This is a genomic window from Burkholderia sp. AU16741, assembly GCF_002223345.1.
GTDB classification, from domain to species: domain Bacteria; phylum Pseudomonadota; class Gammaproteobacteria; order Burkholderiales; family Burkholderiaceae; genus Burkholderia; species Burkholderia sola.
Map to the genome: position 1 here is coordinate 981,063 of NZ_NKEZ01000008.1, position 13,513 is coordinate 994,575.

At 67.9% G+C, this 13,513-nt stretch carries 15 protein-coding genes; 12 read left to right on the forward strand and 3 right to left on the reverse strand.

All coding sequences use genetic code 11. The features are described from left to right. The first annotated feature begins 315 nt into the window (after positions 1 to 315). Complete coding sequence (locus CFB89_RS24865; protein WP_089470182.1) at positions 316 to 993, forward strand: dihydrodipicolinate reductase C-terminal domain-containing protein; 678 nt, start codon at positions 316 to 318, stop codon at positions 991 to 993. 96 nt (positions 994 to 1,089) lie between these two features. On the opposite strand, the gene CFB89_RS24870 is transcribed toward CFB89_RS24865, so the two are convergent. Continuing rightward, positions 1,090 to 1,899: an SDR family oxidoreductase gene (locus tag CFB89_RS24870; protein WP_089470183.1), complete on the reverse strand. Its 810-nt coding sequence runs from the start codon at positions 1,897 to 1,899 to the stop codon at positions 1,090 to 1,092. Then, complete coding sequence (locus tag CFB89_RS24875) at positions 1,896 to 2,729, reverse strand: molybdenum cofactor biosynthesis F family protein (RefSeq protein WP_089470608.1); 834 nt, start codon at positions 2,727 to 2,729, stop codon at positions 1,896 to 1,898. Before CFB89_RS24875 ends, CFB89_RS24870 begins: the two co-directional genes overlap by 4 nt. 170 nt (positions 2,730 to 2,899) lie before the next feature. Between CFB89_RS24875 and CFB89_RS24880 the strand changes: the two genes are divergently transcribed. From CFB89_RS24880 to CFB89_RS24890, 3 genes are all read left to right on the forward strand, one after another. After that, the gene (locus CFB89_RS24880) at positions 2,900 to 3,694 is read left to right on the forward strand and encodes an AraC family transcriptional regulator (protein WP_089470184.1); all 795 of its coding nucleotides are present in this window, start codon (positions 2,900 to 2,902) and stop codon (positions 3,692 to 3,694) included. Positions 3,695 to 3,884: 190 nt separating this feature from the next. Beyond that, positions 3,885 to 4,817 (forward strand): DMT family transporter, encoded by a 933-nt coding sequence (locus tag CFB89_RS24885; protein WP_089470609.1) that lies wholly within the window; start codon positions 3,885 to 3,887, stop codon positions 4,815 to 4,817. A 200-nt stretch (positions 4,818 to 5,017) separates the two neighbouring features. Beyond that, a complete protein-coding gene (locus tag CFB89_RS24890) occupies positions 5,018 to 5,566 on the forward strand; it encodes a permease (RefSeq protein WP_089470185.1) in 549 nt (182 codons plus the stop codon). A 101-nt stretch (positions 5,567 to 5,667) separates the two neighbouring features. Here the strand turns inward: CFB89_RS24890 and CFB89_RS24895 are convergent, their stop codons facing one another. After that, positions 5,668 to 5,802 carry an entericidin A/B family lipoprotein gene (locus CFB89_RS24895; protein WP_050017418.1) on the reverse strand — a complete coding sequence of 45 codons (135 nt, stop codon included), beginning with the start codon at positions 5,800 to 5,802 and terminating at the stop codon, positions 5,668 to 5,670. Between the two features lie 235 nt (positions 5,803 to 6,037). On the opposite strand from CFB89_RS24895, the gene CFB89_RS24900 reads away from it, so the two are divergent. The 8 genes from CFB89_RS24900 to CFB89_RS35055 all read left to right on the forward strand — a co-directional run bounded on the left by CFB89_RS24900 (position 6,038) and on the right by CFB89_RS35055 (position 13,481). Continuing rightward, positions 6,038 to 7,333: an aspartate carbamoyltransferase gene (locus CFB89_RS24900; protein ID WP_089470186.1), complete on the forward strand. Its 1,296-nt coding sequence runs from the start codon at positions 6,038 to 6,040 to the stop codon at positions 7,331 to 7,333. A gap of 472 nt (positions 7,334 to 7,805) precedes the next feature. After that, complete coding sequence (locus CFB89_RS24905; RefSeq protein WP_089470187.1) at positions 7,806 to 10,049, forward strand: TonB-dependent siderophore receptor; 2,244 nt, start codon at positions 7,806 to 7,808, stop codon at positions 10,047 to 10,049. Between the two features lie 3 nt (positions 10,050 to 10,052). Continuing rightward, a complete protein-coding gene (locus CFB89_RS24910) occupies positions 10,053 to 10,808 on the forward strand; it encodes a tetratricopeptide repeat protein (RefSeq protein ID WP_089470188.1) in 756 nt (251 codons plus the stop codon). Continuing rightward, positions 10,805 to 11,488 (forward strand): Fe2+-dependent dioxygenase, encoded by a 684-nt coding sequence (locus tag CFB89_RS24915; protein WP_089470189.1) that lies wholly within the window; start codon positions 10,805 to 10,807, stop codon positions 11,486 to 11,488. The genes CFB89_RS24910 and CFB89_RS24915 overlap by 4 nt, the downstream gene beginning before the upstream one ends. Positions 11,489 to 11,573: 85 nt before the next feature. After that, positions 11,574 to 11,813: a type II toxin-antitoxin system Phd/YefM family antitoxin gene (locus CFB89_RS24920; RefSeq protein WP_021158157.1), complete on the forward strand. Its 240-nt coding sequence runs from the start codon at positions 11,574 to 11,576 to the stop codon at positions 11,811 to 11,813. Next, positions 11,810 to 12,205: a type II toxin-antitoxin system VapC family toxin gene (locus CFB89_RS24925; RefSeq protein ID WP_089470610.1), complete on the forward strand. Its 396-nt coding sequence runs from the start codon at positions 11,810 to 11,812 to the stop codon at positions 12,203 to 12,205. The genes CFB89_RS24920 and CFB89_RS24925 overlap by 4 nt, the downstream gene beginning before the upstream one ends. Positions 12,206 to 12,584: 379 nt before the next feature. After that, a complete protein-coding gene (locus CFB89_RS24935) occupies positions 12,585 to 13,169 on the forward strand; it encodes an NTP transferase domain-containing protein (protein ID WP_089470190.1) in 585 nt (194 codons plus the stop codon). A 171-nt stretch (positions 13,170 to 13,340) separates the two neighbouring features. After that, positions 13,341 to 13,481 (forward strand): hypothetical protein, encoded by a 141-nt coding sequence (locus CFB89_RS35055; protein ID WP_012339712.1) that lies wholly within the window; start codon positions 13,341 to 13,343, stop codon positions 13,479 to 13,481. The last annotated feature ends 32 nt before the right edge of the window (positions 13,482 to 13,513 follow it).

Genomic DNA, 13,513 nt, shown 5'->3' on the forward strand with positions numbered 1-13,513 from the left:
CACGCGTTCGTGCGCGCGGCGATGAGGGTGCGGCGGCGCAGCTCGTCCGTCGGTGAGCCGTGGCTGGCCGGGGGGAAGTCGGCGAACGGTCGACGGGAGATTGGCTGCGAGCCGGTGGCTGCATCGCGAACGGATCGCCGCTCATACGTCGCGAGACGGGGCGACGCCTGCGCGAGCCCACGAGCACGCGGTCGGACGGCCGGGCATAATGCGCGATGCCCGGCACCCATGGCGCGCGAGGAGGCAGCCGGGCTGGCCCGCCCGACGGCCCGCGCCACCGCCGTCTCGCATCCCGAACCTCAACCCGTCAATCCCATGCAAGTACTCGTCATCGGAACGGGCAAGCTCGCCAACGAGTTGCTCGGCTCGCACAAGCTCGACCCGGCCACCTGTCGCGTGATGCCGTGGTCGGACAGCACGCGAACCGAGGCCCGGTCGATCGTCGTCCATGCCGGCTCCGGCCGCGAACTCGCTGCGGCGATCGCGTTCTGTCAGGGCACCGCGTCGCCGCTCGTCGAGTTGTCGACCGGCTCCGGTCTCGAAACCGGAACGTACGGCTTTCCGGTCGTGCTGTGCCCGAACACGAACATCCTGATGCTCAAGTTCATGAGCATGCTGGAAGCCAGCGGCCACCTGTTCCGCGACTGCGACGTCAGCGTGGCCGAGTCGCATCAGGCCGGCAAGACCTCGGTGCCCGGCACGGCCGTCGGCATCGCCCAGTCGCTCGGCGTACGGCCGGAAACCATCCGCTCCGTGCGCGACTCGGCCGTGCAGCGCAGCGAATTCGGCATCCGCGACGATCAGCTCGGCCGCCATGCGGTTCACCGGATACGCATCGACGACGGCGCCTGCAGCCTGCAGTTCGAATCGCGCGTATCCGGCGATACGCCCTATGCGGATGGCGTATCGCGCATCGTCGAGGCCGTGCGGCAGCACGATCTCGAGCATCGTCGCTATTCGATCGTCGAATTCATCCGCAACGGCTGGCTGTAGTCGCGACAGCGGCGGCCTGCGACACGAGCGCCCATGGCGCGGGCCGCATGCCTGTGCCGGCGAGGCCTCGCCGCGCTCGCCCTCGCTGGCTCGCCGCTACCCGTCTGCCAGCACCGCGCCGCTCTCCGGCAACGTCGCCCCGCCATCGACGACGATCGTCTGCCCGGTGATGTACGCCGCATCGGCCGACGCGAGAAACAGCATCGCGTTCGCGATGTCCTCCGGCTCGCCCATCCGCGCCAGCGGAATGTCGCGCGCGATCTGGGCCGCGACCGACGCGTCGCCGAGATTGCCGGCCGCCGGCGTGCGGATCATCCCCGGTTCGACGCCGTTGACGGTCACGTTGCGGCGCGCCAGCTCCAGCGCCGCCGCCCGAATGAAGCCGTTCACGCCGGCCTTCGACGCCGCGTAATGCGCCAGCCCCGGATAGGCGACGCGCGGCCCCGTCACCGACGACGTGACGAGCAGCCGCCCGGCCCCCGCGCGCTCGAATGCCGGCAACGCGGCCTGCGCCAGCCAGAACAGCGCCGACAGGTTGACCGACAGCGTCCGGTCGAGCGTCGGCTCGTCGATCTGCGCGAACGGCGTCAACGGAAAGTACGCGGCATTGTGGATGACGACATCGAGCCGGCCGCCGTCGCGCTCGACTGCCGCGACGAGCGCATCCAGTTCGGCCCGGCTCGCGGCATCGACCCGGTACGCGCGTGCGTCGCCGCCCGCCCCGGCCAGCGCGTCGGCCTGCGCGGCTGCCGCCTCGCCATTCAGGTCGGCGACCGCGACGAACGCATCGGATTCCGCGAAGCGGCGCGCGATCGCCGCGCCGATCCCTTGCGCGGCACCGGTGACGAGCACGACGCGGCCGCTGAAATCCGCACGCAAGCGGCCGCCGCCGAGCACGGCGGTCATCGCTGCGCCTCGTCGCCGAGCGAATGCACGGTTTCGTTCAGCACCTGCGCGTACGCGCCGACCGGGAAATTCGACAACGAGCCGAAATCGCTGCCCTGATAGCCGAAGATCTTGCCGTCGGTCTTGTGCTGCGCGAAGTCGATCAGCACGACGCCGAGCGTCGGCACCACCTTCTCGCGCCACACGAACAAGTAAAGCTCGTCCGCGATCTTGAAGTAATGACAGCGGTCGACATCGGCCAGCCCGCCTTCGACGCCCTGCAGGCACTGCCACGCGTAGAAATTCTCGTTCAGGTAGATGTGCTCGTAGCATTCGGTCGGGCTGTAGCGGTACATCGTCCGCTTGCCGATCAGCTCGCGCGTGGGCGCATGCAGCGGCCCCGGCCGGGCGTGGCCGCCGAGCGTGCCGTGCCGGAATTGCGCATCGACGGCCGTCAACGGCAGCCCGCGCGCGACGCGCGTGAACGCATCGATGCGCGTGTCGGCTTCCGTCGGCAGCGTACCGACGACCGACGTCCACACGCCGGTGTCGAGATCGATCACGAGGCTCACCGACGTCGCCCGCGCCGTAGCATCGATGTAGTCGACGAAGTACAGCCCGTCGCGCAGCCGCGTCACGCGGCACGCCACGCGGCCCTCCGTATCGGTCGCCGCATCGCGCCACTGCAGCGCGCCCGCCTCGAACGTATAGACACGCCATGCGCCCGATGCGTCGTCGAGCGTCAGCGTCCGCGCGACGAGTGCGTCGACGGGGGCGAGGACGTTCGCGTCCGGCGCGAAGCCGTCCGCGAGCGCGCCCACCTGAATGAATACCGGATCCTGTCGTTCCACCTGCCCTCTCCCGCGCAGCTTCAGGCCCGGCGGGCCGTGTACGCTGCTCATGTGCACATGGTGCGGGCTGCGCGCGCGGCGCGGTATCGGCCAAAAGGATGAAGGGCGCGCGGCGTCGGAACGCGCTACAGTGCACGTGATCCGCGCCGCCACCGGCGCGAGGAGCGCACATGCACCGTGTCACCCACTACCGACGCACCGGCGAAGGCATCGAGGCGATCAGCCTCGAATCCGATCGCGCGTTTCCGCGCCACGCGCACGACGAATTCGGGGTCGGCGTGATCGTCAGCGGTGCGCACCGGTCGTGGAGCGGCCGCGGGCAAGTCGACGCGCTGGCCGGCGACACGATCATGGTCAACGCCGGCGAGATGCACGACGGCGCGCCGCTCGAGGCCGGCACTGGCCGGCGCTGGCGGATGCTCTACCTCACTCCCGCGCTGGTCGCGGGCGTCGCGGCGGAAGAAGGCGTCGGCGCCGTCGAGCTCGCGCATCCAGCCGTGCGCGACGCGCGGCTCGCGGCCGCCGTCGGCCGGCTGCATGCGCGCATCGTCGCAGGCGAAACCCAGCCGCTGGCCCGCGACGAAGCGCTCGTGATGCTCGTCGCCGGTTTGCTGGCCCGGCACGCAAACCGCACGCTGCCCACGGCCGGCGTCGCACCGGCGGTCCGCATCGCCCGCGAGCGGCTCGACGCGGCGCCGGCCGCGCCCGTATCGCTCGCCGAGCTGGCCGACCTGAGCGGCGTCAGCCGCTTCCAGTTGCTGCGCGGCTTCGCGCGCGAGCTCGGCATCACGCCGCATGCCTATCTGGTCCAGTCGCGCACGCGGCTGGCGCGCACGTTGCTGGCCAGCGGCCTGCCGATCGCCGATGCCGCGGCTGAAGCCGGCTTCGCCGATCAGAGCCACCTGACGCGGGCGTTCGCGCGCCACTTCGGGATCACGCCGGGGCGATTCACGCAGGCGGGTTAAGTAGCACTGTCCCGCTGCCCTGCGCGCAGCGCGAGGCCGCCGGGCGCACCGCATTCGCAGGCGGTTGCCGCCTCGACGGCGGCCGCGACCCATTGCGTCCGGGCACGTCGACGGCGCCCCGTATTCAACGCCCCACTCTGCTGCAATTTCGTTCAAGACGCCCCGTGCCCGGTACGCGACGATGCGGCGCATGAAGACACGACTGATTGGCTATCTCTATCTCGCCGCCGCGATGGCCGGTGTCGGCAGCACCGTCATCGCGAGCCGTCTCGCGGCGGGCGGCCTGCCGCCGTTCGCGGCCGCCGCGCTGCGCTTCCTGATCGCGACCCCGCTGCTGTTCGCGCTGATGCGCGCGCAGCGCATGCGCTGGCCACGCATTTGCGCACGCGACGCCGCGCTGCTCGTGATCCAGGCGGCGGCGGGCGGCGTCGGCTATACGGTGCTGCTGATCAGCGGGACGAAGCTGTCGTCGCCGCTCGATGCGGGCGTGATGCTCGGCACGCTGCCGGCCATGTCGACGCTGATCGCGGCCGTCGTGCTGCGCGAGCGGCAGACGCCGCGCGACTGGCTGGCTGCCGCGCTCGCCACCGCCGGCGTGCTGTTCGTCACGTTCGCGCCAGGCCACGCGATGCCGTCGCTGCAGACGCTTGCCGGGGATGCGCTGGTACTGGCGGCCGTCGCATGCGAAGCGGTTTTCATCCTGCTCAACCGGCGGCTCGCCGCGCCGTTGCCGCCGCTTGCGCTTTCCACCGCGATGTCGGGCCTCGGCTTCGTGCTCGCCCTCGTGCCGGCCGCGTTCGAATGGCATGCGGTGGCGAGCGGCTGGACCGTCGGCGCGGTGTCGGCGATCGCGTACTACGCGCTGATTCCGACCGTGCTCGGCTATCTGTGCTGGTATGCGGGTTCGGCGCGCACGAGCGGCACCGAGGCCGCCCTGTTCACCGCGGTCGCACCGGTTTCGGCCGTGCTGTTCGCCGTCGCGCTGTTCGACGAAGCGCTGAGCGGCACGCGTGTCGCCGGCATCGCGCTCGTCGTCGCCGGCATGCTCGTCGGCGCGACGCGACGGCGCGAGCCGCCCGGCGAATCGCGCACGACGCTCGCGGCGCGGGCCGCCACCGACTGACGCGCGTTCGTCGCGTCCCGGCGGAAAGGGCAGCCGCGCCCTGCCGTCGCCTCGCCTGTCGCTCTCCGTCTTCCCGCCATGCAGCCGGCGACTGCAGGAATGTGTCCGCGCGCCGCAAAACCGTTGCGCACGGCTGCGCAAGATGCAATATTCGCGTGGCCGGCCCCTTTGACCACCCTCGAACGACAATCCGCCAAGCAATGAACAGGAAGGAAGCCAAAACAAGAATCGCGGTGCTGCTGTCCGCGGGAACGAGGAAGGCCGACGCGCTGGCCGAACTGTCCGGACAGGGGCTCAAGGATCGCGTGCTCGCGCACCTGATCGCGTCGCGCCCGGACTCCGAACGCTGCCGCAAGAACAGGGTGCACATCCGGATCCTGATCGCGCTCGGCATCGCCCAGCTGGTCATCAGCCTGATGCTTGCGTACTACTTCTTCGCATCCGACGCCGGCACCGTCCTCGTCACCGTATTCCTTGCGTTGACCGTGCCGCTGTCGCTGCTGTTCATCTGGGGCTTCGCGACCCATCGTGTCGGCGCGTATCACGCGTTCATCGTGCTGTCGCTGCTGCAGATGCCGAAGGCCATCGCCGATCTCGGGCGCGATCCGGCGGGCGCGCTGCCGAGCGTCGCGATCACGGTCGTGCTGGTCGGTTACGTGTGGTTCGTCCGCAACCGGCTGTTCCCCGACTACGGCTGGTTCGCGCCGCGCAAGGTCGACGGCAGCTACGCATTCGTGGAACGCACCTGACGCCGGCGGCGTCGACTCGCGCACAAAAAAGGCGCCGGGCCGCCCCGCCATCGCGGGAAGGCCCGGCGCCTTCTGCATTTCTGCATGCCGGAACGGCTGGCTTACTTGGCCTTTTCAGCCGAATCGCTGATCGCCTGGCCGCCCTTCGAAATGTCCTGGCCCACGCCGGCGACCGTATTGCAACCGGCGAGCGCGGCGGTCAGTACCAGCAGCATTGCAGCAATCGTACGCGTCATTCTCATTCTCCTTGGAATCAACAAGCCCGATCGGGCGAATCGTGTGTGGCGTGGCGCCCGGCATGCTGCCGGACACGGGGCCTGACCTGATTATACGGAGAGCCGCGCCGCGCGCCAGTACGGCCCCGCCGCGTGTCCGGCGCGCCACACCGCGCATGCGCGAAGATTTTTCTTGACTTCATTGTGGCAGGAACTAATATACGCACCGCGTATATTTTCCGCCCAGGAGCCGCCGATGACCGTTCCCCAGCAAGCCTTCCTCCGCGACGCGATGCGCCGCCTCAACATGACTCGCGAGGCCTTCGCGAATCGCATCGGCGTCAGCCGGCGCGCGCTGGATACCTGGCTGCTTCCGGACGATTCGCAGGAATCGCGCGGGATGCCCGAAATCGTCGAGCGTTTCGTGTCGGAAATCGTCGAACGCTCGGCGCCGGACGGGGAGAACTATACGCAAAGCGTAGACAAACAAGGGCTCGCGAAGCAATTCCTGTTCGAAGGCAAGCCGCAGTTGATCTCGGTCGATCAGTTCTCGCGGGATTCGGTCGAGGCGCTGTTCCGCGTGGCCGACGTCATGCAGCCGATCGCGCGGCGCCACAAGATTTCGCGCGTGCTCGAAGGCGCCGTGCTCGGCAACCTGTTCTTCGAGGCCAGCACGCGTACACGCGTGTCGTTCGGCGCGGCCTTCTGCCGGCTCGGCGGCTCGGTGTGCGACACGACGGGCTTCACGTTCTCGTCGATGGCCAAGGGCGAATCGATCTACGACACGAGCCGCGTGATGGCCGGCTACGTCGACGCGCTCGTGATCCGTCATCCGGAAAAAGGCTCGGTGGCCGAATTCGCCCGTGCGACCAACCTGCCGGTGATCAACGGCGGCGACGGCCCCGGCGAGCACCCGAGCCAGGCGCTGCTCGACCTGTATACGATCCAGCGCGAATTCTCGCGGCTCGGCAAGATCGTCGACGGCGCGCACATCGCGCTGGTCGGCGACCTGAAATACGGCCGCACCGTGCATTCGCTCGTCAAGCTGCTCGCGCTGTACCGCGGGCTGAAGTTCACGCTCGTGTCGCCGCCGACGCTCGAAATGCCGGCGTACATCATCGATCAGATTTCGACGAACGGCCATGTGGTCGAGCAAACGAACGACCTCGCGGCCGGGCTGCGCGGCGCGGATGTCGTCTACGCGACGCGGATCCAGAAAGAGCGCTTCACCGACGAGTCGTTCGAAGGCTATACGCCGGATTTCCAGATCAACCAGGCGCTCGTCGATTCGGTATGCAAGCCCGACACGCTGATCATGCATCCGCTGCCGCGCGACAGCCGGCCCGGCGCGAACGATCTCTCGGTCGATTTGAACCGCGACCCGCGCCTCGCGATCTTCCGGCAAACCGACAACGGCATTCCGGTGCGGATGGCGATCTTCGCGGTGCTGCTGGGTGTCGAGAATCTCGTCCAGCACTCGATGCGCGATGCGACGTGGCGTCCGCCGGCGTACCTTGGGCCGGAGGATGCCGTGTTTCACGGAATCGATTGAGCTGCGGGCGGCATCGCGCGCCTGAACGCGAAATTGCTTCAGTTCGAGGGCCGCGCGCAGTGACGCAACGCCCCTCCAACGCGCCGGCTTGCACGGCGCGTTGTCATTTTCAGCACCGGCGCCGCAGCGGCTCGGAAATGACGTTGGTATCGACGAGGATCACCACATTTGCTTTCAATGCAGTCATACCAACACCTTGCTGTCATTTGATCCGGGTTGGGATGCAGCCACCGTAAGCCATCTGTCACGCCTTTCCCATTCGGCCGTTCGGCCATCCTCCCGCCCCGCCAGCCCCTCACAACCCCTCCGCAACATTCGTCAACAATCGCTCCACAAATGAGAACAAGAACGCTTCTCATTCAACAAGAAACTACATAGAATGCCGCCTGAAAACAAATCGTAATAATTCCCGGCGGCATGCACATTTCCGCAACGACCGCCCCGGGGCCACATCGCGAGGTCGAAGCGCACCATGAAGTCCCGTCCCGACGAGCTGAAGCTCGGTAAATTCACCACCCTGTGCAGCGTGCTCGCCGCGAGCCCCGCGTTCGCCGACGGCACGCCGCCCGCGACGCCCGTCAGCACCGACGGCCATCTCGCGCCGATCGAGATCCAGGGCAAGACCGAGCACAGCTACAAGGCCGACTTTTCCGCTTCCGCGAAATTCACCGCGCCGCTCGTCGACACGCCGAAATCCGTCACCGTGATCCCGCAGGAACTGATCCAGAACAGCGGCGCGGCGACGTTGACCGAAGCGCTGCGCACGGTGCCCGGCATCACGTTCGGCGCCGGCGAAGGCGGCAACCCGCTCGGCGACCGTCCGTTCATCCGCGGCTACGACACGCAGGGCAGCATGTTCGTCGACGGCATGCGCGACACGGGCGCCACCACGCGCGAGATCTTCAACACCGAGCGCGTCGAGATCACCAAGGGTTCCGACGGCGCGTACGGCGGCCGCGGCGGCGCCGGCGGCAGCATCAATCTGATCACGAAGGCCCCGCACCTCGGCACGACGGCCGTCGCGAGCGCGGGCCTCGGCACCGACCGCTATCGCCGCTTCACCGCCGACGGCAACTGGCAGTTCGCCGATCACGCCGCATTCCGCCTGAACCTGATGAGCCACAACAACGACGTGGCCGGCCGCGACGCCGTCAACAACGAGCGCTGGGGCGTCGCGCCGTCGATCGCGTTCGGCCTCGGCACGCCCACGCGCGTGACCGCGAGCTACTACCATCTGCAGACGGACGACATGCCCGACGGCGGCATCCCGTACTTCTACACGACGTCGAACAAGCCCGCGAACGTCGGCACGATTTATCCGGCGCCCGTCGATCGCCACAACTTCTACGGCCTGATCGACCGCGACTTCCGCAAGACCACGTCCGACATCAGCACGATCAGGATCGAACACGACATCACGCCGAACCTCACGGTGCGCAACACCACGCGCTACACGGAATCGACGCAGGACTACATCTGGACGCAGCCGGACGACAGCCAGGGCAACGTCGTGAACGGCAAGGTCTGGCGCCGCAACAACAACCGCGACAGCTCGATCAACAGCCTCGCGAACCTGACCGAGCTGTTCGGCGAATTCCGCACGGGCCCGTTCAAGCACAGCTTCACGACCGGCATCGAGCTGTCCCGCGAATGGGGCAAGCGCGATTCGTACAAGGTCGCAACCGACACGGGCAAGATCTGCCAGAAAGGCATCGGCGCCGCGTCGGGCTACAACTGCACGAGCCTCTGGTCGCCGAACCCGAACGATCCGTGGGCCGGCTCGATCACGCGCAACAACGACTACGCGCATGCGCGCACCACGACGAAGTCGATCTACGGCTTCGACACGATCGAGATCACGCCGCGCTGGCAGGTCAACGCCGGCGTGCGCGTCGACGACTACTCGACCCGCTTCACCGATACCAAGGCGAATGGCGGCAAGACCACGACGCGCGACGACACGCTCGTCAACTGGCAGGCCGGCCTCGTGTTCAAGCCCGCGCAGAACGGCAGCATCTACGCGTCGTATGCGACGTCGTCGACGCCGGCCGGCATGCTGCTCGGCGAAGGCAGCGAAACGCAGTCGCTGACGCCGGGCCGCGGCGGCGTCGGCCCGAACGCCGACCAGATGGCGCCCGAGAAGAACCGCAGCATCGAACTCGGCACGAAGTGGAACGTGCTGAACGACAAGCTGTCGCTGACGGCCGCGCTGTTCCAGATCGACACGACGAACGCACGCGTGACGCTGCCGAACAACCAGTACGCGATGGTCGGCAACAAGCGCGTGCAGGGCCTCGAGCTCGGCCTCGCCGGCCAGATCACGAAACAGTGGCAGGTGTTCGGCGGCTACACGTACATGAAGAGCGCACTGCGCGACAACGGCAAGGACGCGGCGAACAACGGCAACCGCTTCCCGAACACGCCGAAACACAGCCTCACGATGTGGTCGAACTACGACGTCACGCCGAAGTTCACGGTCGGCGGCGGCGCGTTCTACATGTCGGAAGTGTTCGGCGACCCCGCGAACCTGCGCGCCGTGCCGTCGTACTGGCGCTTCGACGCGATGGCGCAGTACCGGATCAACAAGAAGCTCGACCTGCAGCTGAACGTGAACAACCTGTTCAACCGCACGTACTTCGATCAGGCGTATCCGGCGCACTATGCGTCGATCGCGCCGGGCCGCTCGGCGTTCGTCACGCTGAACGCGCGCTACTGATCGATGGAGGCCGTATCGCTGAAGGCGCTCGCGTCGGTATCGCCGCGCGAGTTCGCCGACATCCTGGCCGGGCCGCCCGAGCGCGCCGCCGCGTGGGTCGCGGCGGCGGCCGACCACGGCATCGTCGACGCGCAGGCCGTCTACGGGCAATACCTGCTCGACGGGCACGGCGTCGCACGCGATCCGGCCGCCGCGTTCAACTGGTTCCGGCACGCGGCGCGGGCCGCCCACCCGATGGCGATGAACATGCTCGGGCGCTGCTACGAGTTCGGCTGGGGCACGGCCGCCTGCGCGCCGGTCGCCGTGTACTGGTATCGGCTCGCCGCGCAGGCGGGCCTCGACTGGGGCATGTACAACTACGCGACCGCACTTGCGCTCGGCAACGGCGTCGACGAGAACCGCGGCGGCGCGCTCGACTGGTTCCGCCGCGCGGCCGCGCTCGGCCATGCGAAATCGATCAACCTGATCGGCGGCTTCTATGAGGACGGCTGGGTCGTATCGGCCGATATCGACGCCGCGTTCGACCACTATCGCCGTGCGGCCGAAGCCGGCGATTTTCGCGGCCAGTTCAACTATGCGCGGCTGCTCGCCGAACGCGGGCGCGTCGACGAAGCGCTCGCCTGGCTCGCGCGCGTGCCGGCCACCGCGACGCCCGCGTTCATCGCGAAGATGCGCGCGTATCTCGTGTCGTCGCCGCTCGACGCTTTTCGTTCGGCGGCCATGCAATTGACGCCGCACGCATTGGAACCCGCATCATGATGCTTCATATCCCCGGCGTACTGACCCAGGCGCAAGTCGCGCAATGCCGCGACCTGCTCGATGCCGCCGAATGGGTCGACGGGAATGCGACGTCCGGCGCGCAATCGGCGCTCGCGAAACGCAATCGGCAATTGCCGGAAGGTTCGCCGGTCGCGCGCGCGGTGGGCGACGCGATCCAGGATGCGCTCGCCCGCCATCCGCTGTTCTTTTCGGCGGCGCTGCCGCTCAAGGTGTTTCCGCCGCTGTTCAATCGCTATGCAGGCGGCGAGACGTTCGGCACGCACGTCGACAACGCGATCCGGCTGCTGCGCGGCACGGATTTCCGCGTGCGCAGCGACCTGTCGGCGACGCTGTTTCTCGAGGAACCCGACGCGTACGACGGCGGCGAGCTGTGCGTCGAGGATACGTACGGCGTGCATCGCGCGAAGCTGCCGGCGGGCGATCTCGTGCTGTATCCGGCGTCGAGCCTGCATCACGTGACGCCTGTGACGCGCGGTGAACGCGTGGCGTCGTTCTTCTGGATTCAGAGCATGGTGCGCGACGATGGCGATCGCACGCTGCTGTTTCAGCTCGATACGCAGATTCAGGCGCTTTCCGCCGAAAAAGGCGCGAAGGATCCGATGGTCATTTCCCTGACCGGGATTTATCACAACCTGTTGAGGAAGTGGGCGGATGCGTAGCGTGAGCCGGTCATGCCCCACGGCGCTTGCGCCGCGTCGAAATGCGGGTCTAAAATGACCATCGTCAAATGACCATGCTCATATCATGATGCCGCACGCTCCCGTATCGAAATCCGAATTCAAGGCTCGCGCACTCGAATACTTCCGGCTCGTCGAGGCGTCGGGCGAAAGCCTGATCGTCACCGACCACGGCAAGCCGACGCTCGAGATCCGGCCGTATCGCTCGCGCGAAGCTCAGCCGTTGGACATATTGCGCGGGTCGGTCATGCGCTACGACAATCCTCTCGATCCGATTGCGGAAGATGATTGGGAGGCGTCGCGGTGATCGTGCTGGATACGCATGCATTGGTGTGGTGGGTGGCAGGCGACCCTGCGCTCAGCAAGAAGGCGAGAAGCGCGATCGATCGCGCACGGAGCGAAGGCGCGCTCGCCGCATCGGCCATCTCCGCGTGGGAAATCGCGATGCTGGTGCGCAACGACCGCCTCGCATTGACGATGGATGTCGACGCGTGGCTCGCCACCGTCGCGCAAATCGACGGCATGCGGTTCGTGCCGATCGATGCCGACATCGCCGCGAAATCCACCGATCTGCCCGGCACGTTCCACAAGGATCCGGCCGATCGCATGATCGTCGCGACCGCGCGGCGGCTCGGCGCACCGCTCGTCACTCGCGACGAAAAAATCCGCGCATACGCACACGTCAAGACGCTCTGGTAGGCGTCGCCCGCCCGTGGGTCGAACTACGGCGCATCTTCCGCCCCACTCCCGCATATTGGCGATTCGTCCGACCAACACGACCGCGGCCGGCCCATCCCATATCGGCCAGCGGCCCGCAGCCGTCGTCGCGCCAAGTGCCCGCGCCGGCTTAACGCATTACCCGTCCGAATGGTGGCACGGGTCGTTCGGCGATCGCTATTGGGCCACCCCGCAGAACGAATCGCATGCAATTTACAGTCCTGTCGACGAAAGCATGCTCGAAGAAGCCTCGCGGTGACGGTTTTCCCGATTCGACATGCGTGACTCGGTAACATTCTCACTTGCCGATCCCCGTGTGCTACCGCACAATCGCAGCACCTGCCTCACTCCCCGCACGCCGATGTCCTATGCGTCACTCGCGACCGGCGTCCTGCTCGCCGGCGGCCTTGGTCAACGCTTCGACCCGACCGGCCTGCACAGCAAGCTGCTCGCCCGGCTTCCCGACGGCACGCCGGTGGCGGTGGCCGCCGCCCGCCATCTCGCGGCTGCCACCGCCGACGTGATCGCCGTCGTGCGCCCCGGCGCCGAAAAGCTCGCGATTCTGCTGAACGAAGCCGGCTGTCAGGTCGTCTATGCACCCGACGCGCTACGCGGCATGGGCGCGAGCCTCGCGGCCGGCGTCCGCACCGCGCCCGATGCGAGCGGCTGGCTCGTCGCGCTCGGCGACATGCCGTGGATCGCGGCTTCCACTTACGAAACGGTCACGCGCGCGCTCGAAGCCGACGGCGCGTCGATCGTCGCGCCCGCGCATCGCGGCGTGCGCGGCCATCCGGTCGGTTTCGCCGCGCGCCACTTCGAGGCGCTCGCCGCCCTCGACGGCGACGCGGGCGCCCGCGCGCTGTTCGCCAGCGCGCCGGTGACCCTGCTCGACGTCGACGACCCCGGCATCCTGCGCGACGTCGATACACCGGCGGATTTGCGCTGACGTCGATTGCGCGGGCCCGCGGGCTCCCGCCCAAACACCGCCAACAGGCGGATTTCTCCGACGATCGACAACCCGTCGCAAGAATCCCGCTGCAAACGCGCGACCGATTGGCTATAACGAAGACGAGGCGCGTCCGCCGCGCCACCCCGTCACGCACGCCACGAGTTCTCCATGAGCGACCACACGACCCCAACGCCCGAGCCACCGGCCGACCCGAACCGAGATCCGGAAGACGATCCGTTCTCGTCGCCGCCCGGCCATCACGACAACCCGCAGCAGCCGGACGGACCGCCGAGCAAGGATCCGGTCTAGCCGCACACCGCCCCGCTCCGCGAATGCAGCGC

Bases quoted from the DNA above. Each gene is read 5' to 3' on its own strand.
- CFB89_RS24920 (WP_021158157.1), top strand. From the start codon at position 11,574: ATGATGCCGCACGCTCCCGTATCGAAATCCGAATTCAAGGCTCGCGCA.
- CFB89_RS24905 (WP_089470187.1), top strand. From the start codon at position 7,806: ATGAAGTCCCGTCCCGACGAGCTGAAGCTCGGTAAATTCACCACCCTG.
- CFB89_RS24870 (WP_089470183.1), bottom strand. From the start codon at position 1,899: ATGACCGCCGTGCTCGGCGGCGGCCGCTTGCGTGCGGATTTCAGCGGC.
- CFB89_RS24865 (WP_089470182.1), top strand. From the start codon at position 316: ATGCAAGTACTCGTCATCGGAACGGGCAAGCTCGCCAACGAGTTGCTC.
- CFB89_RS24915 (WP_089470189.1), top strand. From the start codon at position 10,805: ATGATGCTTCATATCCCCGGCGTACTGACCCAGGCGCAAGTCGCGCAA.
- CFB89_RS24880 (WP_089470184.1), top strand. From the start codon at position 2,900: ATGCACCGTGTCACCCACTACCGACGCACCGGCGAAGGCATCGAGGCG.
- CFB89_RS35055 (WP_012339712.1), top strand. From the start codon at position 13,341: ATGAGCGACCACACGACCCCAACGCCCGAGCCACCGGCCGACCCGAAC.
- CFB89_RS24900 (WP_089470186.1), top strand. From the start codon at position 6,038: ATGACCGTTCCCCAGCAAGCCTTCCTCCGCGACGCGATGCGCCGCCTC.
- CFB89_RS24935 (WP_089470190.1), top strand. From the start codon at position 12,585: ATGTCCTATGCGTCACTCGCGACCGGCGTCCTGCTCGCCGGCGGCCTT.
- CFB89_RS24890 (WP_089470185.1), top strand. From the start codon at position 5,018: ATGAACAGGAAGGAAGCCAAAACAAGAATCGCGGTGCTGCTGTCCGCG.
- CFB89_RS24910 (WP_089470188.1), top strand. From the start codon at position 10,053: ATGGAGGCCGTATCGCTGAAGGCGCTCGCGTCGGTATCGCCGCGCGAG.
- CFB89_RS24895 (WP_050017418.1), bottom strand. From the start codon at position 5,802: ATGACGCGTACGATTGCTGCAATGCTGCTGGTACTGACCGCCGCGCTC.
- CFB89_RS24885 (WP_089470609.1), top strand. From the start codon at position 3,885: ATGAAGACACGACTGATTGGCTATCTCTATCTCGCCGCCGCGATGGCC.